This window comes from Mariniflexile sp. (assembly GCF_041583155.1).
In the GTDB taxonomy this organism is placed as follows: Bacteria; Bacteroidota; Bacteroidia; order Flavobacteriales; family Flavobacteriaceae; genus Mariniflexile.
Map to the genome: position 1 here is coordinate 1 of NZ_JBFHGK010000001.1, position 26912 is coordinate 26912.

The 26912-nt window shown below is 35.3% G+C and carries 13 protein-coding genes; all 13 read right to left on the reverse strand.

Annotated elements, in window-relative coordinates:
* A partial coding sequence (locus tag ABYI63_RS00005; RefSeq protein ID WP_372752089.1) for a sialate O-acetylesterase occupies positions 1 to 1112 on the reverse strand: 1112 nt, incomplete at its 3' end.
* Between the two features lie 238 nt (positions 1113 to 1350).
* Positions 1351 to 3102, reverse strand: coding sequence for a leucine-rich repeat protein (locus ABYI63_RS00010; protein ID WP_372752091.1), 1752 nt, complete (start codon positions 3100 to 3102; stop codon positions 1351 to 1353).
* Positions 3103 to 3265: 163 nt separating this feature from the next.
* Positions 3266 to 5629 (reverse strand): Ig-like domain-containing protein, encoded by a 2364-nt coding sequence (locus ABYI63_RS00015; protein ID WP_372752093.1) that lies wholly within the window; start codon positions 5627 to 5629, stop codon positions 3266 to 3268.
* A 23-nt stretch (positions 5630 to 5652) separates the two neighbouring features.
* Entirely contained in the window at positions 5653 to 7899 is a 2247-nt protein-coding gene (locus ABYI63_RS00020; RefSeq protein WP_372752095.1) for a T9SS type A sorting domain-containing protein, read from the reverse strand.
* A gap of 194 nt (positions 7900 to 8093) precedes the next feature.
* A complete protein-coding gene (locus ABYI63_RS00025; RefSeq protein ID WP_372752097.1) occupies positions 8094 to 11576 on the reverse strand; it encodes a carbohydrate-binding protein in 3483 nt (1160 codons plus the stop codon).
* A gap of 15 nt (positions 11577 to 11591) precedes the next feature.
* Positions 11592 to 14231: a carbohydrate-binding protein gene (locus ABYI63_RS00030; protein ID WP_372752099.1), complete on the reverse strand. Its 2640-nt coding sequence runs from the start codon at positions 14229 to 14231 to the stop codon at positions 11592 to 11594.
* 301 nt (positions 14232 to 14532) lie between these two features.
* Positions 14533 to 17481 carry a DNRLRE domain-containing protein gene (locus ABYI63_RS00035; RefSeq protein ID WP_372752102.1) on the reverse strand — a complete coding sequence of 983 codons (2949 nt, stop codon included), beginning with the start codon at positions 17479 to 17481 and terminating at the stop codon, positions 14533 to 14535.
* A gap of 371 nt (positions 17482 to 17852) precedes the next feature.
* Entirely contained in the window at positions 17853 to 18743 is an 891-nt protein-coding gene (gene gldN / locus ABYI63_RS00040) for a gliding motility protein GldN (protein ID WP_372752104.1), read from the reverse strand.
* A gap of 51 nt (positions 18744 to 18794) precedes the next feature.
* Entirely contained in the window at positions 18795 to 20354 is a 1560-nt protein-coding gene (gene gldM / locus ABYI63_RS00045) for a gliding motility protein GldM (RefSeq protein ID WP_372752106.1), read from the reverse strand.
* Positions 20355 to 20404: 50 nt separating this feature from the next.
* Complete coding sequence (gene gldL, locus ABYI63_RS00050; protein ID WP_372752108.1) at positions 20405 to 21043, reverse strand: gliding motility protein GldL; 639 nt, start codon at positions 21041 to 21043, stop codon at positions 20405 to 20407.
* 89 nt (positions 21044 to 21132) lie between these two features.
* Positions 21133 to 22494 carry a gliding motility lipoprotein GldK gene (gldK, locus tag ABYI63_RS00055; protein ID WP_372752110.1) on the reverse strand — a complete coding sequence of 454 codons (1362 nt, stop codon included), beginning with the start codon at positions 22492 to 22494 and terminating at the stop codon, positions 21133 to 21135.
* Positions 22495 to 22654: 160 nt separating this feature from the next.
* Complete coding sequence (locus ABYI63_RS00060) at positions 22655 to 23821, reverse strand: formimidoylglutamase (RefSeq protein WP_372752112.1); 1167 nt, start codon at positions 23819 to 23821, stop codon at positions 22655 to 22657.
* A 160-nt stretch (positions 23822 to 23981) separates the two neighbouring features.
* Positions 23982 to 26489: a type I DNA topoisomerase gene (gene topA, locus ABYI63_RS00065; protein WP_372752114.1), complete on the reverse strand. Its 2508-nt coding sequence runs from the start codon at positions 26487 to 26489 to the stop codon at positions 23982 to 23984.
* Positions 26490 to 26912: the final 423 nt, after the last annotated feature.

Below are 26912 nucleotides of genomic sequence, written 5' to 3' on the forward strand. Positions count from 1 at the left end.
CGTAATTTATCATTTACCGTTGCCCAACCTTTATCGGCTTCATCATTGGCTCTTCTGCAGCCTGCCAATTGCACCCAGTAAAACGGGAAATCGCCTTGATTCCAATCGGCTCGCCAACCTTTAATCATTGCAGTAAAATAATCTTCGTATTCATTGGGCATATAAACCGCATTGCTTTCACCTTGGTACCAAATAGCACCTTTTATAGCATAAGGAATGATGGCATTAAGCATCCCATTGTATAAGGTTGCTGGAAGTTGCATGTTCTTTTTTGGATGCGTAGCTGGTTTTGGTTTGTTGCCTTTTTCCCCTTTTTCTTTCCAAGTTGCTATTGCTCGCTCGTAATCGGCATCTACATAATCATCGGCATCCATTATTTTTATGGTTTCGTTGATTTCCTTTCTGCTAGCTTCAAAATAATCTTTCATGTTTTTGTCTGCCATATACGTTTCTTCTGAAATCCAAGGTTGCACCCGTGTACCCCCCCAAGAACATTCCACTAAACCAATAGGTACATTTAATTGTTTGCGCAGTTCTTTTGCAAAGAAATAGCCTGTAGCCGTAATTTTTTTAACATCATTTGGAACAGCACTAATCCATTGTCCTTTAAATTCGGTTTGCTTTTCAAATAAGGAGGTGTTCTGAAGCACTTCTATATGCCTAAGTTGGTTGTCGTTAGCCGTAGCAACTTCATTTCTAATATAGTCTACCAATGGCTGGTATTGCGGTTCTCTGGAATCATTCAGGAATTTACCTAAGGCAAAATCCATATTCGATTGTCCTGTGCATAACCAAACTTCGCCCGACAATACATCGTTTATTTCAATTTTATTGTTCCCAGAAATGGTAATGGTATATGGCCCACCAGCTTTGGGTGTTTGCAAATCTACGCGCCATGTGCCATCTGCTCCCGTTATGGTGCTTGCGCTTTTACCCCAGCTTCCTGTTACGACTACTTTTTCGCTAGGATCTGCCCAACCCCAAATTGGAATTTTTGTTTCGCGTTGTACAACCATATGGTTGGAAAATATGGCATTCACTTTTACATTAGCAAACAATGCTATTGGCAATACCGCCACTATAAAAAGTAATATTTTGAGTTTTAATTTCATATTGAACTTAATAATTTACCAATGGTTTGATTTACTACGCAATTTTGTAAAAATTTAAGACTAAGTGTATAACTAATTATCCATATACTATAAACGATGGTTCATTTGGCTCTAACTGGATTTATATTTGCCTTTTTTAAGATACTTTCTAATTAGGAATCTATTTTTGAATGAAATAAAAAACCCGTTTCAACAAATTATTGAAACGGGTTTTAAAAGAGTGACTATTCTCCGAATTTTATTGCTTTACAATACGTTTTGTAAATTCAGCATCATCCACTTTAACTTTAAATAAATAGATACCTGAAGCTAAGTTTGAAATATTAATTTCTGAAGATGTACCATTGATATTTCTATTCAACAAAGCTCTCCCATTTAAGTCGTAAACACCCACGCTTGCGTTATTAAGTTGCTTGCTTTTAATTGTAACCACACCGTTTGTTGGGTTTGGATAGAAACCGAAACCTAATTCTTTTTCTAGTTTGCTGGTGCTTAATGTGCCTTCAACAATATTGAAATCTTGCCAAACTGCTGCCGCTTGATAAAGATTTGATGTACCAGTTGGCACATATAATTTAATACCACTTAATGTTAAATTCTCAAATACATTAGCATCAATTACTGGAATTTCATTAGCAACCGTCCAGTTTACTTGAACCTCTGTTAAAGATGCACAATCCCTAAACGCTGCTCCTCCAATGGAAGTAACAGTTGCGGGAATATTTATAGAAGGTATTACAGTTGTTCTAAATGCAGACCCACCAATAGTTACCATACTTGGGATATTAATTGAGGCTAATGTACTATTTGATAAACTATGAAAAGCATAATTACCTACAGAAGTTGCTGCAGCAAGATTAACAGCGGTAAGTTTAGGACAATCAAAAAACGCATTTTGAGTTTCAATTGTAACAACATTCTCAAGGTTTATTGTTTCTAAATTTTGACATCTTATAAATGCATCACCCTTAATTACCTTAACCGTATTAGGAAGTGTTACAGACACTAAGGCAGAATTGATTTTTATACCAGTAACTGGATCTGTTGGCTCCGGAACAACATCTCCTAAAAATGCAGAATTTCCTATTGCCGTAACTGTATAAGTTTGAGCATCACCATCTAATTTTGTCACCGTTGATGGCACTATTACCGATGCTAATGCACAAGACGCAACTTCTACCTCAAGGTTATCCACACTTGTAACTCTATACTCAATGTCATCTATAGTAAATAGAGTTCCAACTGGATCTGCAGGTGGCTCTGGTATGGTTCCTTCAACTATATTGTTAACATGAAACAGATTCCATGGCGCTGTAGTTTCATAAGTTGATTTTTTTCCTAATGGCACATATAATTTTACCGTACCTTCAGTTCCAATAGCTATATCTCTAAAAAAAAGAGTGGGGTTAACCGTAACTTCTGTAGCCGGATCTTGCCAATTCACTTGTACTGCCGTTAAGTTTTTAAGTCTTCCCAAGAAAATATTTGCAATAGTTGTTACAGAACTTGGAACATTAAAAGTACTAATTCCTCCAGCCCCAACAACTGAATTATAAATCGCACCTGTAGTTATTTCTATAAGAGAAGGAAACTCCAACTTTGTAAGAGCCTTACAGTTGTTAAAACAGTAAGTTCCTAAATAAGTTACATTTGTTGTACCTTCTATACTGCTTAAAGACGCACAACCTGCAAAGGCTTTCGATTCTAATCTCACAACATTTGATGATAGTACTACCGTAGTGACAGCTGAATTCTCAAATGCGCTAGCTCCAATTGAAGTAACACTATAATTTGTTGCAGTTGCAGCATCTGTTGCCGTATCTGGTATCACTAATGCTGTTAAGGTACTTCCCGTGACTGCTACTTCATTCGGTGCAACCGATGTTACTTTGTAACTGTAATCGCCTTCCGTAAAGACATCTCCTACTGTTTGCGCACTCAATGTAGTTGTCACCAGTAAGGCAATTAAGAATTGTAATGTTTTTTTCATAATAAAGAGTTTTGGTTAATTAATTTATGTTTAAGTTGTGCATCTAAATTATGAAATCCATATTGTTAAGCTATAAATTATCATTCAAAACATATAAAAGAACGTTCATTTATAGGTAAAATGAACGTTCTTGCGAATAATTGCACTACTTTATATCTACTTTCTATTTTTTTATAATTTTTTTAGTAATAACCATACCTTCTTTTGCTATTTTAAGCAAGTACAATCCGCTATTAAAATTGCTTATATCAAGTATTTGGTTATTGTTTTCTATGGTTTTTGTAAGAAGCAATTTACCTTGTACATTATATATTTCAACCATAGCACCCACACTTTCTGTAATTCTGAATTCATCTTTTACCGGGTTAGGAACTATTATGGTTTTATTCGCTACTTCATTGTTAACACTTAAGGTATTGGTTCCATAAACTTCAACTTCGGCTAGAGTTATTCCCTTATCTGAAGTTTTTGAAATTTTTACTACTTTACCCACAACATCACCCGTATTTATGATTATGGAGGGGCTTGGTGGTGAAGCGAAAAATTTTGAAAACACCACCTCGTTATTAGCATTTATAACTTCAACGGTAAAATTATTTAAGTTTGTTCCGTAAGTACCACCGGTTCTATTATATATTACTATATCCCAAATTAATTTATTGGAACCTAAATCTACCTGCCACCATTTAAGTGTATTGGAACCATCAGTTCCGTGTGCTGTATGAGTTACGGAATTACTTCCGAAATTACCATTAGTATTACCGTCTATGGCTCGTTCTGGAACGCCGCCATAATCTGTGGTTGATTGGGTAGCTACGCCTCCGTTTGTTGCCAAAGCTAAATTGTTTGCTGTTGAATAACTAGCTGAAATATAACTTGTATCGATTAAATGACCATCTTCTGAAATAACATTTATAAAGGTATCACCGAGCTTATGGGCCGTAACCGTTCCATTAGCATCTACCGAAGCAATAGCTGGATTATCACTTACATACGTTACATTTTGATTGGTTGCGTTTGCTGGATAAATTGTAGTTGTTAACGCTTGTGTTTCTCCAACATTTAAGGCCAATTTATATGGTGCCATAGAAACCCATTGTACAGCCACATCGGTTGTTGTTTGTCCATTGGTACACGTTGTTATTTGGTTGATAGTGTTATTAGAACCCGTATTTGTTACCAAGCCACAAGACTCAATATTGTTATTGGAACTGAGCGAACCACTAAGTACAGGGTTATTGGTGTAATTTTTTAATACCATACCCGATGCATCAAAACCGGTTGTAGTTCCAGGACCAAATCGCAGTCCTCTTCTATCACCAGACACAATGATATCCATTTGTGAATCATCGTGAGGCTCTGTATCCCTGAAGGTTACGTTATGACCTTGTCCGCCAAAATAAGCCAACATATCATTGCCATAGGCACCTCTATTACTTAAAACCGTAAAATCCATGGTATTATCTCTAGATGTATCATATTCATCTACATACAAAGGGCCATATTTGGTGTCGCCTCTTGAATTTACAACTGTGGCACCCGTACCCATACTGTATTGGGTTTCGCATTCTATGGTTGTACAATTTTCAACATATTTTGTATTGTCGGCAAATCCAATAACAACTCCAGAACGCATTCTCTTTACAGTACAATCTTTAACAATCATGTTACTAGTATTTGTGGTGGCACCAGTTTGCCAATGCGGACCATTATTGTAGGCTCTAATACCATCTTCTTGCTTACTGAACATCCAACCTGCTGGCACTGTGTAACCGTAAACAGTCATAAAGTTAACCAAATCGGCAGGAGATCCTGTTCCGGCTTCGGCTAAAACATCATCGGTTGTTCTTAATTCGCCTTCTAAATAGCAGCCTTCAACTGTGGTATTAATGCCGCCTTGAACAAAAATTCCATGCCCATAGGCGTAGTGCATAATGGTGCAGTTTTTAATGGTGTTATTTTCTCCCCGCACTAATATGGCTGCGTGTTTATTGTGCCCAATAACAGCTCCTGAACCTTTACCGAACATATCCCCATAGCCGTAAGGAAAAGACCCCCTAACAGTCATATGGATACCTTCTAAAGTATTGCCAATACCATCTAAAGCAATACCCAAAGCTGTTTTGTTGGGTTTTGTCCAACCGATGTCTTCCATGGTTAGGTTTTTGATTACCACATTGGAACCTGTTACATGAATTTCATTCACATGGTTGCTCCCGAATTTTGTAAAAACAACCGTGTCGATATTTAGTTTTACACCCGTAAAATCGTAGGTACTGTTAGAACCCGAAAAATTCAGCAGCATGGTATTATCTGTAAACAATGGATGTATGGTTCCGTATAAACCGTTATCAATATCCGCTCCAGTAATGGCATACGTACCTGGCGCCATGATGATATTTACCCCATCATCATCCAAATATGGCAACAACTCTGCCATAGAGTTTACCGTTGTTTGTGTATAGGCACTTAAATGAGCTGATAAATAAGCCAATAGTAAAAGGGCTACTTTTTTTAAGTTTTTCATAAAATGAGGTATGAACTTTAAACTTATTTAACCACTAATTTAGTGACACCTGTATTGTTTAATTTCACAATGTAGATGCCCGATTTTAAATTATGAGAAACGGTAACCGTTTTTGAGTTTACTGGATAATCCTTCTCTAAAACCAATTTCCCTAAAACGTTATAAATTTTAATATTTGCTTTTGAAATTGTAGATGCATTTATATTAAAACTGCCGTTAATTGATGGATTGGGATATAGTTTTAATTGATTATCCGCAATGCTTCTATCATCTGTACTTAACAAACCTTCTTGAGCTTTTAAAGCATCTAAATTTTTAAATGTTTTTAGATAATCCAATCGCATCACCGATATAGGATCAATCTCTTTTGTATTCACACAGTTAAAACCACTAAGCGACCATGTTTCAGTAATTGGTACGATATTTAATAAGTCCCAATAATAAACATCGGTAGTGCCCGGTAACAGTTTTGCATACGACAAAGTTTCTACACCGTTTGTAGATTTTCCATCTTTAAATTGAATATCATTACCTGTTCCCTCAGGGTTATTTTTTAAATTAAGCGTGAAATTATCGTAGTTGGCAGGCCTGCTACCCTTCATGGCAAGAATAGGATAATTAGCTGAATTTAATTTATGCTGACTTGGGTCTAATTTACGCCAGTAAAACCTTATATAACCCGAGCCATTATCTTCAAAAGTACATACCAATTGATCGTTAGCTTCATCAATAGCCATATACCCAAAAGTACCGCTAACATCTGGATTCCAGCCATAAAAAGGGTCTGGACTTACAGAAGCTGCAGGAATTTCATAAGTTTCATCAATTAAACCATCAGTTCCCGAACCAGAATCTGTACCCGTGCATGAATCGGTGTTAATTACGTTCCCGGTACCGTTATTGGTAACCGTTCCCGTAGTATTGATAATGCTCGAGCTTGTAGTTGAAAGAATTTCCACTGGCATTTCTGTACAGTTATTCAGAACAATACCAGAGGTTGATTCAGAGCCTAAAGGCGAAAACGGATTGGTTCCCGTTGGTCTTGTAGCTCCTACCAGAATTTTATGTTCTTGAGTTCTTGTGTTATCTTGATATTTTGTTAAAGTCACCTTATGATTGGTTCCTGAAATGGTAGCAATAGCGTGCAAGGTGGTAGTTGGAAGTGTTGGCATTAACTCTAATTCCACTTCGGTATTTGAACCACTTAAATATAATAACGGACCATTAACAGCATCGCCACGACTATTTTCAACTTTGCCTTCAGTAATATTATAACCAGATTCGCATCCCGTAGCCTCACAATTTTGAAGTAAAATAGGGCCACCTACTTCTAAAGCAAAACCAACACGAGCGTTTCTTGCAGTACAATTTATAAGTGTTACACCTGCTGTAGTATTTCCGGCGCCTTCACCATAGGTGCGAAAACCAACTTCGCTTAACGATTTGGTATACCCCGGAGTAATCACATTTACACCATCATAATTTGGATAAACAGATTCAAAATTTAAATTATAAGCAGGCCCTGACGTTTCAGCCAACATAGCGTCGGTTGTTCTTGTTACCGCTTCGGCATAACAATCTTGGAAAAGCACATTTCGACCACCTTGAACAAAAAACAAATGCCCAAAGGATTCCGAATATATTGAACACCCCTTAATAGTCACATTCTGACCTCCAACTAATAGACCACTGTGCTTTCTCATGGGAACTAAACTTCCACCGCCTTTTCCTAGTAAATCACCATAACCATAAGGTGATGATCCTTTCATATTCAAGGTCACATTTTCTACTACAGTATCATCACCAGACACCACAAAGGACTGACCTCCACTTGCTGTAGGTTCATATCCCACATCGGTTACTGTTAAACCTTTAAAATTGATATTGTTACCTGTTAAGTGAAATTCAATAACATTACCCCCTAAATCGTTTAATAAGGCCGTATCAACATAAATAGTTACACCTGTAAAATCAAACGTATTGTTACTTCCACTGAACCGAATCATCGCTCTTCTGTTAAATTCATCGGCAGGTGTATTATTCGCAATAACAGTTGCTGTGAGATAATCTGCCATGTAGTAATTACCAGGTGTCATGGTAACCGTTTGCCCAGATTGAGACGCCACATTGGCTAGTTGTGCGACACTTGATACTGTTATTTGTGCAGAAACACTAAAAAAGCTTATTAGTGAAAATGTTAAGAAGAAATAATATTTTTCAATTGAAAAATTAAGATTTTTACTTCCTTTAGCTAGTAGTTTTGTTATCATATATTAGTTAGTTTAGTGGTGTTGTAAAGATATTCTAATAGCAAATATTAGATTATAAATTATCATCCATTTAATATAAACTATCGTTTAATTTAATTTAAAATCGAATTAAGGTTAACAGTGTAATACAATAAAAGCCTTCATTTAAAATTAGACTTTTGCTATTCCGCATTAATAAACGTTAACTAGATGCTTTACTTTTTGATTAACTTTTTTGCTGTAGTATATCCATTATTGTTAATCTTTACTACATAAAGTCCTTCAACAAAATGGCTTATATCAATAGATTGGTGATTACTTTCTATATTATTTTTAAGCATTAGTTTTCCAACAATGCTATAAATCTCTAAATTAGAACCTTGACTGTTTGTAATTGTAAAAATATTTTTAACAGGGATTGGATACAATCCAATATCATTTAATGTTGTAAATTCTGAGACACTCAAAGGATTAAGATCTACCATAGTTAATATAAGTTCTGGGACATTACTTGCAGCTTCTTTACTATTAAATTCAACTGTTTTATTTGTTGCCCCCAAATCCTCTAAGGAAATGGAAATACTTTCGTTATTGGCAAGTTGCTCCTTTGCATATGCTGTTACATCCCACTCATAAAAGCCTGCATTACTTGATATATCTGTTGAAGTTATTGTTCCTCCGGTTGCTGGTGCAGTATTCCAAGTAACCGTAGATTCTGACCAATCATTGCCAATTTTAGATGCCGTAAGCGTGAATTTATCTCCCGATTTTATATAAAGTTTGAGTATTACCCGGCCAATCTCCTCCTTCACCAAATTTTTGTTAGTCAGATTGAACTTTAATAAGGTTTTTCTGAAAAAATTATCAACAGTTCCCTTTTTTACAACAAGATTAGTTGCTGTACCAAAATTAAGCCCTGCAGAGTCACCACCCCTTACATAAACATCTTCAGTAGCATTATAAATAACGGTTTCAAAATCAGAATTAAAAGTAGTTACTGGTGTTTCAACAGAGTAATTTGAAGCTCTTCCTGTGTAAAATGCCATCACCCGATACGTATAGGTGGTTTCAGGAGTGAGTCCTGTATCACTAAAAGTCAAACTATTTGCACTTAAGCTTGCTATTTCCTGATAAGTGCCATTACCTACCTTTCTTTCTACTTTGAAACCATCTTCTTGAAATACTCCTTTTTTCCAACTCAAATTAATTTCCGTTTCAGATATTGCAACAGCATTCAAAGCAAAGTCAAGAGACCCAGGATTTGGAATATCTATTCCATAAACTTCTACCTCAGCCAAAGTTATTGGTTCATCAGAGCTTTTAGATATTTTTACTATTTGACCAATAACACCTCCTGACCCTGTATTTATATTGACAGAAGGATCTGGATAATCTACAAAAAACTGTGAAAAAACCGTATTGTTTTCTGAATCAATTATGTTTACTGTAAAGTTATTTAATCGTTCACTATAAGACTGTTGTGTTCTGTTATAAATCGTAATATATTCAATTTTTTTATCTTCACCTAAATCAACCTGCCACCATTTATCATTATCCAATGGCGCCGTATGGCTTACAGAGCCGTTGTTAAAATCACCATCGGTATTACCATCAATAGCTCTTTCTGCCGGTGCATCATAAGCCGTTGTAGATTGGGATGCTAGACCATTTAAAGCCAAATTGTCCGCAGATGGAGTCGCCGCAATTGCCTCAGAATTAATTACAACAGACGATGCATCTATAGCTTCAACCCAATACCAATAATTTACATTGTTTGTTACTGTCTTATCTTCATATTTTGTTCCAGTAACATTTCCTGCTATTAAAGTACGTGTTGCCGGGTTAGGACTCGTATTTCTGTATATATTTTGAGTTCCTAATTCTACATAATTCAATGACCATTCTAGAGTTACTAATTCATAACCAGGAGTTGCAACTAAAGTAACAGATGGAGGAATTGCTTCTAACTTTATCCAATTTAGATTAAACAGACTACCTGTACTTCCCGTAAACACCAAATACAAATCGTGCACACCACTTACTACATTAAAAACTGAAACTTTTGTTGTCCAATTTTGCCAACCTCCCGTGTTATTAACATCCAATTCCCCTATCAAAGCACCTGTACTACTGCCAGTGCGTAGTTCAATTTTTCCGCCTGATGTATTACTAGCAACTCGTGCACTAAATTTGTTTAAGCCTGTACTAAAATCGATAGCATCAAATTTAATCCAATCGCCATTATTAATATTGCTAACATTATCTGTCCCCTCGCTACTTGCCTCCGTTCCTACACCTAACATCGCATCGTAGCATTCAGCTTCATATAAATTTGTTTTTGGCAGACTACATACATCAACAGCATCTTCAGTTACATCAAATATGTAGCAATTCATACTTTCACCTTTAACCGTTGGAATGAATGTATTACCTGAAGCGGTGTAAGATGTTGTAGAACCTTCAATAGGAGTATCATTCGTCCAGTAATGTGATGCCACACTACTTGTAATTGTAGATTGATCCATTTTTATTGGCAGGGTATACTCAACTGTACCTTCATTGATAACCCACAGCACTATTTTATTATCTTTTCTAAAAGTCATTGTATAGACTTTTGAAGCGTCATTTACCGAAGCTGTAACATAGGTATGATTTAAGATATTATTAGAAAATTGTTTCATCATATAATATCCTCTAAGCCTTGTACCTGTTCCAGAAGCCGGATAATAAATAGCCCTCGTTTCTTTATCAATACCACGAGACCAAATTTCAAAGAAAATCTCTCCGCTTAAACCAGCCGCATATCTTTGCGCTTTCTTTATGTATTCATCAATTTGTTTAAACATAGCCCGTTCTTCTCCATACGTTGGAGAGCCACTTCCTGTACTAGTTTCATCATCATACATAGGTTTTCCTAATGCGGCTGACTTTTGTATAATCTCAACCCATTTTTCAGGAGCTTCATTATCATAATTATGACTACAAAAAGAATGATACATATCTTTGGTGCCAAGATCTTCTACATGGCCTAAATAAGTTATTCCCTGAGAAATACTCCAGAATCCTTGATCGGAAATTACAGGCCTTTGAATACCACGCTTATCTAATTCACTGTACAAGGTATTGATAATATCTTTGGCTTTTGAAGCCCTTACATGCCACATCCATTCTTTTGCTGTTGAAAGAAAAGTAATTGGCACCCCTTGCTGGCTCATATACTCGCAGTAATCAGCTAAAAACACACCATATTTTTGAACATCTGTTACCTTTGTATTGTAAGTATGTATCCAATCGGGCATATTATTATCATCTCCATATCCATCATAATCAGACCGCATAGTAGCAAAAAACTTAATATCTGGATTAATAGCTTTTATGGCTTGCATGGTAGCAACTTGCTTGTTATAAAACGACCAGTTTTTAACACCTTCAACCAGTTCTTGATTTTTATCATATTGAACTCTACAAACATTAAAATTAATATCTCCAAAACCCCATTGAATAATTTCTGTTTTATTCTTAGCATTTTGAATTGCAGAAGCGCTACGTTCCATATCGCCTCCTATCATATCAATTGTTTGTTTGTAATTAGTTGAATTTACGGTAATTGATTGCGCTGTTGCCAATATTCCAGACGTAAACAACACAACGTAAAAAATGTTATTTATGAAACGAAATTTCTTGTTTTGAGTTTTCATAGGAAGGTACTTCGTTTATTTTTTAATTATTTTTTTACTTGCCATAACGCCATTCTTATTCAACCTTACAAAATATACACCGCTATTAAAATGGCTTATATCGATTGTTTGATTTGATTGTTCAACCTTTGCCTTTAGCTTTGATTTTCCTAAGATGTTAAGAATCTCCACTTCTGCTCCAATAGCATTACTAATTGTGATAACATCGGTTACTGGATTTGGATATATCTTTACCTGGTTTAATTCATGTTTTATGTTTGATAATACTATAGCATCAACACCATAAACTTCAACTTCTGCCAAAGTAAGCGCCGTAGAGGATGTCTTTGATATCCTTACTGTTCTACCAACAACATTCCCAGTGGTAATTGTAAATGCGTTACTAGGTGCTGTTGCATAAAACTGACTAAATGTTACATTGTCATTAGCATCTAAAACCTCTACAGTAAAATTGTTTAATCTATCTGAACAACAATCAGTTCTATTAAAAATTTTAATAGTTTCAATATTATAGTTATTACCCAGATCTACTTTCCACCAAGGTGTAGGATCTACAGTAGCATTGCCTCCTGTGTGACTTACAGAACCGTTTCCAAAAACACCATTAGTATTTCCATCTATAGCATTGGGCGCAAAACCATCGCTAGGTCTGTTGGTAGATTGAGTTGCTGTTCCGTGTGCAACGGCTAGGTTTATAGGATCTGGTTCTACCGCAACTAAAGACACCGTGAAACTGTTTAATTTAAAGGCATTACTTGCGCCACTAAATAAAATTTTTACTGCTTGAACACCTTTTGTAAGCGTTACCGCATTCCCTACTTTGAAATTTTGCCAATCTGTTAGACTTGTAGAATTAGGCGCACCGAAAGGAACTGAAACATCCGAAGTAACATCTTCGCCTCCAAAATTAAATTTTATTTTTCCATTTGCATTGGCTGCTGCGTATCTTATGCTTATGTCATAAGTTCCATTTGAAGGCACGTTTACAGTATAAGTAAGCCATTCTCCGCTCTCTATATCCGTTATGTTATAACCTCCTTCTGAGCATACTTCAATATCAACATTTTCATCTGTTCTATATTGATTTCCTGAATTACCAGTAGCATTATCGCTATATACTCGACCTTCTCCACTAAGCACAAAATAATCATAGTTCTCTGCTTCAACAGTCATTGGTAATGCATTCATTTTGTATTGAGGAAGTCCATTTCCATCAAATCCACTAATAGGATCCCCAGGGCTAACTCTACGGAATTTTAACCCGCCATACCCCGGGTGATCGGTTACTGTTCCTTCACCTTCTACACCTGATTGTGTTGTTAAATAGTCGAAACCTCTTTGCAACCATTTATAATTGTCCCTTGGTAATCCTAACCGATCTTTGTAATGCCCTAAATTCATTTCATAAACTGGTTGTAGATTGTGCTTTCCGCGTTCAATAAATTCAGTTCCAACACTACAAACCAAATAAGGATTTATTTTCAATGCCTTCCATCTACCGGAACGATCTGTTCTTTCAATATATTCACCTGAAGCTACTGTAGGTTCCCAAGGACTTGTTTGGTCTGGATAAACATTATTATAACTTAGGTTGTAACGGTAATAGAATTCTAAGCCTAAAAGCGGTCTGTTATCTAAATGTCCATATAAATCATCACCTTGATTCCATGCCATTTCGGCCATTACAGCGATGGTAGAAACACCTGCCAAACCATGAGCTTGATCCCTAGATGATTCTTGACACTGACCGTTTTCATAAATATAATTGCTTATTACTTCATTATAGCCGTAATCTGGTATGGTAGATGCGAATCCATCCTGAGTAAATTCATCAAAATACTCGCATGACACCTTTTGGGTATTATTGATTGGCGGCCCCGATGGATAAGCCAAATCATCTAGACGATGCGAATTTCCTTGAAGGTAACGCAGGGCCCTATCATACATAACTTCATTATCCAAAAAGATTGCCATAGCCATCATGGTTCTCATACAAAATAATCCTTGGTTTCCATGTCTTGCAGGGTCCCCTTGGTACACTCTCCAATAAAAGGTTACATCACCACTATTTATGGCAGCTGTAGGCACTGTGGTACTAGAATAGCCTGGATATACAAGCATATCTTTAAATTCCTGAATCTCGGATGCAGCCCATCCATCATAAGTGTGTGCAATAATTTCAGCTGCCTCAATAATTCTCCAAATTCTACCAGAACTTAGTGGCACTGTCATGGTATTTCGTTTTAAGCCTTTCCAGGTATTAAAAATTTCTATGGCTTTTTCAGCATGTCTTGAATCGCCAGTTATATACCACATTAAGGCATTATAGTAAGCCGCTGTGCCATCGTTAATAAACCAAGCGTCACTTGTGCTATTGTACTCCGTAGTAATAGCCGGATCTACATTAATAGGATAAGTATACTTAGCTCTAGAGTGGTTGCTAAGGTTTTGAAACGTAGTTGCCCAAGGTTCTATGCCTGCTTCAACCATATGTTTCATTCGTTCCAAATCTGATAACTTATGGGATATACCTGGATGTACCAATTGAGCACTAACATTTGTGAATACTAACCCGAGTATCAAAAAGAAAATGTATCCGAGTGACGTTCGTTTAAAAGTTAAGAATGTAAAAGATAGAAAAATAGTTTTTTTCATGTTTAATTTAGTTTTAGTTGTTGGTGAATTTTGCTCTGAGAAGCTTAAAAAAAATAAAGCCAAACATCAATAATCAATATTAGTAATCAGATTGTTAATAGAATATAAATTATCATCCTTTGGCTTTAACTTATAAATCATTTTAATGTGGTTTTTATCAATCTATTACCATACAAAAAAAGTTCTACGAAACTTTCATTTAGTAGAACTTTTAATCATTATTAATTATTCATAATAGTTTAGGTTTGTTTAGCTATTACCCATTTAAGAAAACAGTTTTTTTGTCAATTGGTAATTAAACTTATAATTTCACTATTTTTTTAGTAATACTTTTAGAAGCATCTTTTATTGTTAAAATATAAACACCTCTGTTCAATTTAGAAAGATCCATTTTAGCATAATTGGTATCTAATTTTGTTTGCATTACTTTTTGCCCGTTTAAGGTATACAAAGCTATTTCAGTATCTTTTATATTCAAGTTTGCAGTATCCAACGAAATATGCAGATCGTTCAAAACAGGGTTTGGATACATATTTACATTAATATCTTCGGAAGAAACACTTAATGACTCACTAGAATACTCAATAACCAATTCGGGTGTAAAATTACCTGAATCAAACTCTTTTGGGTAAAAATCAATACCTTTTGCAGTAGGTACGGGATCGATTGGGTCTTTAACCACTACGGTTATTATTTTATCATTGTTATATTCTTGAGCAGTGTATGAAGAAACATCCCATTCATTCCAAGCTGGATTCGTAGTAATACGAGCTCGTTCATTTTCAAAAGAAGGCTTGTTGTTCCAGGTAATTCCAGTTTCTGTCCAGCTATCATCTGCAACATCGTAAACACTGCGTAGATATCTAAAACCTGTTCTTTGATATACCCTTAGCTTTGCTGAAACTATGGGACCTGGCACTGAACTTAAGTCGAACTTAAAATACGCATAGCGTCCCGTAGAAGCTGTTACCAAATTATCAGCTGCACCATAATTAGTTGTTATGGCTGATTCGTGTACATAAGTATCTGCAATAGTTAAAAGCTTAATTGACCCATCTACCGCATCAACAACACGTAATTCCTGGGTTGTGTTAGGGGCTGCGTTGTAATTTGCATCACCTGCTTGCGTAGCCGTAATAGTTGTAGTTCCTGTGCTTACTATATGTATTTTTCCGTTTACAATAGTTGCTACCGATGTGTTTGTACTTGAAAAACTTACAGGTAAACCCGAACTTGCGGTTGCCTCAGGAGTAAAATCTGCACTACCCACAACTTTGTTTGGAATAGTAAAAAACTTTATGGTTTGGTCTTGTTTTACGATACCAGTTTGAGTTAATGTAAAATTATCAAGCTTAAAAGATCCTGACACACCACCAAAAGTTAATTTTAAACTTTGAACGCCTTTATTTAAAATAATATCACTAGCAATAACATACTCTTTCCAATCAGTATCTCCCGTTGAGTTTGGTGCGCCGAAGGGAACAACTAAATCAGTCGTTTTCTCCTCTCCCCCTGCACTAATTTTAATAGTTCCTCCTGCTTGAGAAGCTGCATAGCGAATGGTAAGACTATAAACAGCTGTTTCGGGAGCCGAAACGGTATAGGTAAGCCATTCGCCTGATTCTATAGAAGTCAAGTTATATCCTCCTCCAGCAGTAGCTTCTATGTCTACGTTATCCATAGTTCTGTATGCTCCTGCAGTGTTGCTAGCACTTAAATCATGATAGATACGACCTTCTCCATTTTTAATTGGATCATAATCAAAATTTTCTGCCTCAATCATGTTTGGAATCACATTCATATCATATACTGGCAAACTATTGGAATCGAAACCACTAATAGGGTCTCCATAACAAAATGCAGGTCTACGTGCAGAAAGTCCGCCCCAACCTATAGCATCATTGGTCCAGCCCGCCTTTTCATAACCGCCTACTTCTATGGATTTATCGCGCGCACGTACTGTCCATTTTAAATCAGCTTCAGTTTTAAAACCTCTGCCTATAAAGTGGGCAACAGGCATTTCAAACACGGGTCTACTATTAGGAAACCCTCCTACGGCATCAGGACTGATTGCTTTTGAAAACCAACGCTCTGTTCTATCAAAACGTTGTATAAATTCACCCGAGCCCACTGTTGGCACCCATGGAGTTGGTTGGTCTGGATACGATTGAATTGCTGAAACGTTATATCTCATATTGTATTCAAGCCCCAATAACAATCTATCGTTAGCATGACTGTATAAATCTACTCCTTGATTCCATGCCATTTCAGACATGGATGTGAGCAACCCAATACCAAAGGCTGTATGTGCTTGGTCCCTTGAACTTTCTTGACATTGGCCATTTTCCCAAATATAATTGGTCATCACTTCATTAAAACCGTAATTAGCGATACTATTACCTCGATTAACGTTGTAATCGTCAGCATATTCATTAGACTTCTCTGGATTCAGGGTTGTATGTGTACTTGGACCTGCTGGATAAGGTATATCATTTAAATGAGATGCTAAATCTCCTTGTATATATTTAAGCGCACGATTGTACATTTTTTCATTATCTAAAAATATACCCATAGCCATTACGGTACGCCAACCAGATAATCCTTGGTTTCCATGGCGTCCTGAATCCCCTTGATACGCCATCCAATAAAAGGTTTTGTTTGGACCTGTTACTGGCGTAGTTGAAGAATATCCAGGATATACCAACATGTCTTTAAACGCTTGTAAATCGGCAGGTGCCCAACCTGAATAAGTACTTTTTATAATTTCGGCAGCTTCAATCATGATGTAACCTATACCTCCACTTAAGGCATCGGTACCTCCGCTGGTAACCGATGTAAGATTACTCCATGCCTTAAATATTTCAATTGATTTTTCGGCATGCCTAGTATCTCCAGTTACATACCATCTAATAGCGTTATAATAGGCAGCTCTAATATCGCTATTCCATGCACTTTCATTTACACCTGAATCTCTTCCTAATTCTGTAAAACTTGCATCTCCCCGCACTACATAATCATAACTAGACTTGGAATCGGCTACCATATCTTGATATGATGTGTACCAAGGGTCTATTTGTGCCTCCACCATATATTTCATACGGTCTAAATCGGACTTTTTGTGTGTAATTCCTGGATGCACAAATTGTGCGTGAAGCGGAGCCATAATAGCAAATAAAAGAGCCATCACTATAATTAGGCTCTTGTTAAAATTAGGATTGGTTAATTCCTTTTGAGTAATGTTATTTTTCATTTAGTTGTTTTTTAAAATTAGAATTATTTCTTTTATAAATACAAAAAATTGAAATGATTCATAATTCATTTGATAATTGTAATATTAGCATCTGAAAACAACAATTTTTATAAATTATAGCGCAATGTTTTTAAATTATAGGCCATTTCCTATCACTTCATACTCAAGGCTAATAAAATATCAAGAGATAACATAATTATAACTAATTCGTAAAGGATTAAATTTCGATTGTTTATCCCCCAAAAATCAAATAAAACAACAAATAAAACTGTTTACTCCGGATACAAGATGAAGACAGATTTTTAAAATTAATTCCAAAAAAAAAGGCTGTCTTTTCAGACAGCCTTTAACTTTAATTTAAATGATTTGAACTAATATGTCCACATATCTAATTCAAAATCTCTAATTTTCTCTTTAATTCTTTCAGATTCTAACAACTGCATTAAAGCATTTTCAGCTATATATTCAGTGACTGCTCTATCGCCTTGTACATTTTCTTCTTTATAAATATATGCTTGAAAACGTCTTGAATTCAACACATGATCAAAAGAAAATGGCATAGAACTATTTTTGTTATTAAATGATTTCGCTTCGTGCAATACCTCTCTAGCATCTGGATAAAATATCCAAAATAATTCAACTAAATCAGGCATATCACTATCTATAAAGTTAACATCAGGTGCTACTGGCGCAATTCCTAAAAGTCTATATTTCATTTCTGCCTGACGTTTATCAAAATACCACAATCCTTTAATATGGTACTCAGTTATATCAGCTGCTGAAATATCACGTCTGTTAATATACTCCGCAGATAAAGATTCGCCAGCGTTTATTTGTTCAATACCAGATTCAGTAGTGTCAATTTTCACTAAAGAAGCTTGAATATCCTTTAAAGTACGTTTAGACTTAAAGTAAGAATCATCATAAAGGTTTTTTATTCTTCCTTCCTTAATGCTTTTCATAAGCACATCGTACAAACAACGTCTGTCACTACCAATATTATTAGTATCAATAGGATAATACAACGGAAAGTTAGCACGCTCATCTAAAATAATTTTTTCCCAAACCATTTTAGAATAAAGGATGTCTCTATCATCAACATAGCCATATTCCAATGGTTTATCATTGTCGATTGCCTTTTGTGCCGATGTTCTAACCCCAATTTCTTCAGGACTTTTCGCGTTTAATATATTAGCTTGTGCAAATACACTAGACACTGCCAAAACAGTTGTAACGGTTAATAAAAAACTTTTTATCTTCATCTTCTTATAATATTAATTACTAGGAATAAACGACTTGTTAAACCTAATATTTTAGTTTGTAAGCTCAATAAATACAGGAGATACCTTTTTAAGCATCACACTAGATCCATCAGCTTTAGCTTCAATATCAAATATTTGAATACCTTCACCTCGCTTAGCCTTAAGTAATGTTGCTTTTGCTCTTGCATCTAGTTTATTACCATTAACCTCGATAGTAGGTTGACCTGGTACTTTAAATTTGAAACCTGTTACACGCAATGGTAATTCAAAATCAAAATCTTCAAATTTAGCGCCAACTGTTGAAATTTCAAGGGCATTTCTTTGCATACTTAATGAACCATCTTCACCTCTTAATGTACCTGTTGGTTTTGGTAAATCTTTAATTCTAAACGTTGCTTTATCACTAACGGTTTGTCCATCAATTTTACCAGTAACATTAATTGTAACTTCTCTTCCTTGAATTTTTTGAGCGTCCATAACGTATTTACTACCACTTACTCTGCTTAATCCTTGGGCCGTTGCTGTTACATTATTATCGGCAATACCTGCGAATGAAATAGTCATTGGGTTTTGAACACCACGGTAAACTACATTCATTTTATCTGCTGAAATCGTGGCTGCATTTGGTTTAGCTACAACCGCAAAGGTTTGGTTTACTGGTACCGGTAACTCTTCACCATCTTGAGCGAAATATAGATTACCTTGAATTTTATGTTCTCCCACGCTTCCTGCGCCTACTTTCAATTTAACTTTACCGCCTTCAATAGAATACTCTTTCTCTGAAAGCTTTCTTCCATCTAAAGTTAATTCTACTCTATTTGGTTTTGTTGTAGCATCTGTACGACCTAAAACAATTTCGCCATCAAACTGCTCACCATTAAAATAAGCCGATTTTGAAGTTTCCATTAAAGTTGTATAATTGGACATAGATACTTCACTAGCAAGTGTACCTTGTAACATAGTTGCTAATATTTCCGATTGGGTTGTTTTAATATCGGCTTGCAACTGTGTCATTTTGGTTAAAGATGCCACTAAAGGAAATCCTTTATAGTGATAATCTAACCAACCTTGTTTGATTCCATCTCTATTGGTAACATCGTCGGTGCTAAACTTCTCTTTTACATCGCTTACAACAGATTTCATACCATCTTCTCCTGATAGTATTTTAGCCACACCTTCTCTAAATCCAGCCATTTGATCTAAAAATTCTTGACCTTCTGGTTTTAATTTTGCGCCTTTAAAGAAATTATTATCAAGATAGTCTCCCTTATCCATTACTTCATAATCGGTAGGGTCTTTTATTTTTTCAACCATATTGGCTTTCAATGTTTCTAAATAGTTGTCAAATTTTGAAGCTAACGCATCAATTTGATCTGCTTTAGATTTTAAAGAAACATATTTTTCTGGTTGATCTGTAGCCTTTTGTTCTAAACTTGCCATGAAAGCAGCATTTCTTTCACTTGTTGCTTGATTAGACTCCGTAAGCTTCTCGTTCATTAATCCGAATGCTGAAAGCACTTCTTTAGACATATTTAACGCTAGCATCGCTATAAATATTAAATACATCAGATTAATCATTTTCTGTCTGGGTGATAAATTTCCTCCTGCCATGTCTAATTAGGGTTTTTGGTTAATTATAAAAATTTGGGATTAACTCCTAATTAGTTTTTGTTCATTGCAGTTAACATACCGCCGTACACATTGTTTAATGAAGATAAGTTTGATGCTAATGATTTCATTTGCTCTTTTAAAATTGCGGCATTTTCAACAGACTCCTCGTTAATTGTTGCTTGTTTGCTGATACTTTCTAATTGCACTTTATACAATCCATTCAAAGATTCCATTTGAGCTGCTGCTAATGATAATTCCTCACCATATTTTTTTGAAGCTTCAATTGAACTTGCACTAGACGACATATTTTTTGCTGCACCTTCAAAGTTTTTAATACTTTCTCCTAAACTTGCCATTAATTCGCCATCAATTTTAGCTTCTTTTAATAAATTGTCTAGTTTTTTAGATAATAATCCTTCTGGGTTTTCGCTTTTTTCTTTTTTAGATGCTTGTCCACCTGCTAATTCCGGGTAAACTAACGACCAATCTAATTCGTTTTCTACTGGTTCGAATGCCGATAATGCGAAGATGATTGCCTCTGTTACAAGACCAAGGGTTAACATAAAGTTACCTGTTAAAGGTCCAATTTCAAAGTGAATAATTTTGAATAGCGCTCCAACAATTACAATTGCTGCTCCTAATCCGTAAGCCATATTCATGAACTTTTTGCCTGCTTTTGACTGTGCCATAATTTTTGATTTTTAATTTAAGTAAATACTTAAGTAGGTTAATTAATAGGTTATAAAATTATTATTGATTTGATTCAAATGTATTAGTTTTATCTTCTTCCTCCAGTTACTTGTGTCCCCATGTAATCTTGAACTGTTCTAAAACCAATATAACTTCTTGCAGAATCTGCATATTCGTAATCTCTAGAGCTAACTTGTAAAAAGTATGCTACATCTTTCCAAGAACCACCACGTACTATTTTACGCTGGTTGTTTTTATCATTTACACTTGGGTTTATCGTTGAAGTAAATTCATAGGATGATGGATCATAAGATGCATTTACCCATTCGGCTACATTACCAGCCATATTATACAAGTTGTAATCATTTGGCTCATAAGACTTGGCTTCAACTGTGTAAAGTGCTTGGTCCGCAGAATAATCACCTCTCACAGGTTTAAAGTTTGCCATAAAACAACCTCTATCACTTTTTGTATATGGCCCACCCCATGGATATGTTGCTGCTTGCAAACCTCCACGAGCCGCATATTCCCACTCAGCTTCCGATGGTAACCTAAACGTGTTTACCAAAGTGGCACCTTTTTTAGATTTTAGATATGAATTTTTCTTAATTGTTCTCCACTCACAAAAGGCTTTTGCTTGTTTCCAAGTAACACCTACTACCGGATACTCGCTATAAGCATCATGCCAAAAGTAATCATTATGCATTGGCTCATTGTAAGAATATGCGAAATCTCTAATCCATACTGCTGTATCAGGATATACTTCCACTTCTTCTTTTACTATGGCATCTCTACGTTTAATACCTCTATTTCTAGCTGCTTCTTGGATATCCATATAGCTAAATTGGAATTTAAACTTTTTAACATCCCAAGTACGCTGTCCATTATAAGAATCTTCTAAAGGCAAATACATACTATCCATTACTTCGGTATAATATTCATCTGGATATTTAGAGGTATCAAAAATTAAAGCAATTTTGTTATTAATTTTTCTTCCTTCGTATCCAGTAGGTCCTAATCCTGTATAGTTTTCAAACATGTACTTTTCATAAACAGACATATTAGCTGTATCTGCATCTTTAAAAGCATACTCACCTATACCTCCGTCTTCTGGCACTTTGCCAATTTCATCGGCTAAAACTGCAAGTCTATATCGTAAAATAGAATCTCTTACCCAATTCACAAACTCACGGTACTCGCTATTTGTAATTTCAGTAGCATCCATATAAAAGGCTCTTACTGTAGCTGTTTTAGCTGGAGCATCTTGAATCCCAGCTAAATCATCATCAGCTTTACCCATTATAAATGCACCTCCAGGAATGAGCTCCATTCCGTAAGGTTTTTCTGGATGCCATTTTTTACCTTTGACACCCACTAGCTCGCCTTTATCATTTGAGCCACAACTAGCTAGTAATGTTAATACTGCGGTTAATAATATAAACTTTTTCATATCCATAGAAAACTCGAGGTTAATTGTATAAGCTTTATTTTGAGAGCGTAAACATATTTATATATTTTCAAAAAAACAACTATTTAGCGAAAAAAAATACATTTCATCGTGAAAATTTGGCGTTTTACCGATGAAATGAGCATTTAGGCTATTTTCAGACCTAAACACAGTTCTTTTGAAAAGCTTTATACCAACGTTCTGGCACCATATTATTACATGCATCCAAATAATCTTGATGCATGCAAGGTAATAACGTATGCCTTTTCAGTTTATTGTTAATTTCTGTTAAAAAAGGTATTTCAATCCACCATCTCCCTGTCTTATTACTTTTATAAAACACTAATTCCTGGTCTTCAACCAGCGTTATATATTTCTGATAGTTGTTATCGTTTGTAAAATCATCATCTTTAACTCTGCAATTTACACCTTCAACAAAATACCAAAGCATTTGTGCTATTAGCATAGATGTCATTTCATCGTCTTTAGATGGTTTATATTCATATATACCAAAAGAACTCACTTTATTACTTATGCCTGCATAACGCGTTATCGCGCAAATTTCTTTGCCATTTAAACCGTTTGGCGAGAGTCTTTGATTTGAACTTACTTCTGAACCTTTAAGTGAATTTAAATCAACACTCACAATATTTGCATCTCGCATCACTGGTTCTACAAGCGTGATATCCTTTGAAACTTCTCCTAAACGATACGATTCAAAATACAAACCATCCATCAAATCTTTCTCTTCTTGCGAATTAAAATAGGTTTGATACCCTACGGTAGCGTAGTTAAAAAGGTTGTAAGGTTCTTCCAAAATTATTTTACCTACAAAGCTATCATTCTTTATAGGTTTTGTTGAATCACCCAAATCAAACTTACAGTCCACATTTACTATATTAACCATTGGCATTATAGTATCATAAGCTCGGTAATTGGGGTAAGTAAGATCTTGCGTGCCTCCAATTATTATAGGAATAATATTTTTTTTGATTAAAATACTAATGGTGGTTTTTAAAGCAAAATAAGTATCTTCAACACTTTCACCTTTATTTATATCCCCTAAATCGGCAATTGTAGTGTTCCAACTTCCTGGAAAAAGTCCATAAAAAGCCTTTCGTATTTCGTTTAGTTGAAACTCTTCACCAATATAATTAATGTCGTTTCTATTCTCTAAAACGCCTATAATGGCAATTTTAGCTCCTTCCAAATCTGGAAGTCCCTTTTGTGCGGAATGGATTTTAATTTTACGCCCCAACGCTTGCATAGACAACAACTCATTATGAGCTAAAACTACGTCTGAAACAGGGGAGAGAAAATTAAAATTCATGTATAAAAATCGTGGTTTACTTCTTAATTCTGCCTAATTAAGTATGCTCACAAATATCAAAAGAATAAATGACTTTTTACTTGCCGTTAACATAAAAATAATCTATAAAAAATATCAATTAGTTAATTTAAAGCAGGTAAACTTGACTTTTATTAAATAACTATTTTTTCTTAGTAGCCGTTTTTTTCTTAACGGACGCTTTCTTAGTTGGAGTTTTCTTTTTTGGAGTCTTAACTTCTATTAATGCTTTTGCCTCATCTAGAGTCATTTTGGAAACATCAACCGATTTATCCAACTCCACTTTCACTTTACCTTTAATCACGTTATGTCGGCCCCAACGAGCTTTTTCAACACGAATACCTTCAGCTTCCCAATTATGGATAACTTTATCAATTTCTTTTTGAATTTTTGTTTCAATCAATTCAACAATATCAGAATCTGATAAATTATCCCAATCATACTTGCTATTTACGTTAATAAACATATTGTTCCATTTAATAAATGGTCCAAAACGTCCTTTTCCTTTTTGAACGGGTAATTTTTTATAGATATAAATTGGCGCATCTGCCGCTTCCTTTTCTTTTATTAAAATAACAGCATCATCTAACTCTACGCTTAGTGGATCTACTCCTTTAGGAAGAGACACAAAGGTGTCTCCAAACTTAACATACGGTCCAAAACGACCGTTATTAACCTCTACCTCTTCTCCTTTGTAAGTACCTAAACTCTTAGGAAGCTGAAATAAATCCATGGCCTCTTCGTAGGTAATCGTGTTTAGTTGCTGGTCTGGTGTTAAGCTCGCAAATTGAGGTTTTTCTTCATCATCAGGCGATCCAATTTGTACCATTGGGCCAAATTTACCTAAACGAACAAGTACTTGTTTACCTGTTTTTGGATCGGTTCCTAAAATACGTTCACCTGACTCTCTTTCGGCGTTTTCCTGAACATTTTCTACTTGCGGATGGAAATCATGATAAAACTCTTTCATTAGTTTTATCCAATTTACTTTACCTTCAGCAATATTATCAAAATCTTCTTCAACTTTTGCCGTAAAGTTATAATCTAAGATATTCTCGAAATGGTTCACCAAGAAGTCTGTTACAATCATTCCAATATCTGTAGGCACTAATTTACCTTTATCGGAACCTACTTTTTCGGTAAGTAACTTATCTTTTACAACCCCCTTTTTTAAAGTAAGCTGTGTGTAATTACGTTCTACGCCATCAATCGTTCCTTTTTCAACATAATTTCTATTTTGAATTGTTGAAATAGTAGGTGCATAAGTGGACGGACGACCGATTCCTAATTCCTCTAGTTGTTTAACTAAAGATGCTTCGGTATATCTGTAAGGCGCTCTAGTGTAACGTTCTGTAGCCGTAATATAATTATTAAGCAGCTTTTCATTTACCTTCATAGCAGGCAACATACCTTCTTGCTCTACATCCTCATCATCGGTACTTTCTAAATACACTTTAAGGAAACCATCAAAAGTTATCACTTCTCCGTTTGCAGAGAAAGTTTCCTGATGCGTAGATGCGCTTATTTTTACATTTGTACGTTCCAACTCTGCTTCACTCATTTGCGATGCGATGGCTCGTTTCCAAATTAAATCATATAAACGCGCTTGGTCTCTATCAATATCTACAGAATGTGTTGCAAAATCTGTAGGACGTATGGCCTCATGCGCTTCTTGGGCACCTTTGGCTTTACCTGTATAATTTCTTGGTTTACTATACTTTGATCCGTAGGCACTTTCTATTTCAGCTTGCGCCCCTTTACGCGCTTCATCAGATAAATTAACACTATCAGTTCTCATGTATGTAATTAAACCAGCTTCATAAAGGCGTTGAGCCATAGTCATGGTTTTACTTACTGAAAAATAAAGTTTTCGAGATGCTTCTTGTTGTAGAGTTGATGTAGTAAACGGTGCTGCAGGTGATTTTTTAGCTGGTTTTTTCTCTAAGTCAGAAACTTTAAAACTAGCTGTTGCATTTAGTTCTAAAAATTTCTGCGCCTCTTCTTTGGTTGAAAACGTTTTAGGCAATTTTGCTTTAAACGTTTGCCCTTCTTCATTCGAAAATTCAGCATCAATTCTATAAGATGCTTCGGCATTAAATTCCTGTATTTCGCGTTCTCTTTCTACTATCAAGCGAACAGAAACGGATTGTACTCGACCAGCGGACAAGCCTCCTTTTACTTTTCGCCATAGAACAGGCGACAATTCATAACCAACTATTCTATCTAATACACGACGAGCTTGTTGCGCATCAACCAAATCGTAATCTATACCACGCGGGTTTTCAATGGCCTTTTGAATTGCTGCTTTGGTAATCTCATGAAAAACAATTCGTTTCGTTTTGTTTTTATCTAATTTTAAGGTTTCAGCTAAATGCCAAGCAATGGCTTCACCCTCTCGATCCTCATCACTTGCCAACCAAACTACATCCGCTCCCTTAGCTAAATCTTTTAGTTTTTTTACAACTGCCTTTTTATCTTTTGATACTTCATATTTTGGTTTGAAATCACCTTCAACATTCACCCCCAACTCCTTTGAAGGCAAGTCTGCGATATGCCCAAAGCTAGACTCTACCTTAAAATCTTTTCCTAAAAATTTTTCGATAGTTTTTGCCTTTGCAGGTGACTCTACAATTACTAAATTCTTCGCCATACTTCAATTTTTGAAGCTACAAATGTATATGAAAAAAAGTTTATCTGACTAATTTTAGGGATTATCTGTAATCTTTTTAAATAAAAAAAGCCACATTTTAAAACAAACAGCACCATTATTAATACTTTATTTTACAATCTATTTATTAAGACATCCTAAATCCTTACTTATTTTTTCATCATTAAAATCAACAATTTTATTGTAAATACTATATATAAATATGAGAATGATTTTATAACATATCCCCCAAAGCAACACAATGAAAAATCAGAACTCATCATTTAAAACAAACTAAGCCCTTCCCATAACTCATGTTTTTAAATATTTCAGGGTCAATCAAACGTATATACAACGTTGGTTAATACGTATTAAATAAAGACACACCATAAAAGGCATGGTATTGAGTTGTATTTCTAAAACCGA

Bases quoted from the DNA above. Each gene is read 5' to 3' on its own strand.
- ABYI63_RS00010 (WP_372752091.1), bottom strand. From the start codon at position 3,102: ATGAAAAAAACATTACAATTCTTAATTGCCTTACTGGTGACAACTACA.
- ABYI63_RS00015 (WP_372752093.1), bottom strand. From the start codon at position 5,629: ATGAAAAACTTAAAAAAAGTAGCCCTTTTACTATTGGCTTATTTATCA.
- ABYI63_RS00020 (WP_372752095.1), bottom strand. From the start codon at position 7,899: ATGATAACAAAACTACTAGCTAAAGGAAGTAAAAATCTTAATTTTTCA.
- ABYI63_RS00025 (WP_372752097.1), bottom strand. From the start codon at position 11,576: ATGAAAACTCAAAACAAGAAATTTCGTTTCATAAATAACATTTTTTAC.
- ABYI63_RS00030 (WP_372752099.1), bottom strand. From the start codon at position 14,231: ATGAAAAAAACTATTTTTCTATCTTTTACATTCTTAACTTTTAAACGA.
- ABYI63_RS00035 (WP_372752102.1), bottom strand. From the start codon at position 17,481: ATGAAAAATAACATTACTCAAAAGGAATTAACCAATCCTAATTTTAAC.
- gldN (WP_372752104.1), bottom strand. From the start codon at position 18,743: ATGAAGATAAAAAGTTTTTTATTAACCGTTACAACTGTTTTGGCAGTG.
- gldM (WP_372752106.1), bottom strand. From the start codon at position 20,354: ATGGCAGGAGGAAATTTATCACCCAGACAGAAAATGATTAATCTGATG.
- gldL (WP_372752108.1), bottom strand. From the start codon at position 21,043: ATGGCACAGTCAAAAGCAGGCAAAAAGTTCATGAATATGGCTTACGGA.
- gldK (WP_372752110.1), bottom strand. From the start codon at position 22,494: ATGAAAAAGTTTATATTATTAACCGCAGTATTAACATTACTAGCTAGT.
- ABYI63_RS00060 (WP_372752112.1), bottom strand. From the start codon at position 23,821: ATGAATTTTAATTTTCTCTCCCCTGTTTCAGACGTAGTTTTAGCTCAT.
- topA (WP_372752114.1), bottom strand. From the start codon at position 26,489: ATGGCGAAGAATTTAGTAATTGTAGAGTCACCTGCAAAGGCAAAAACT.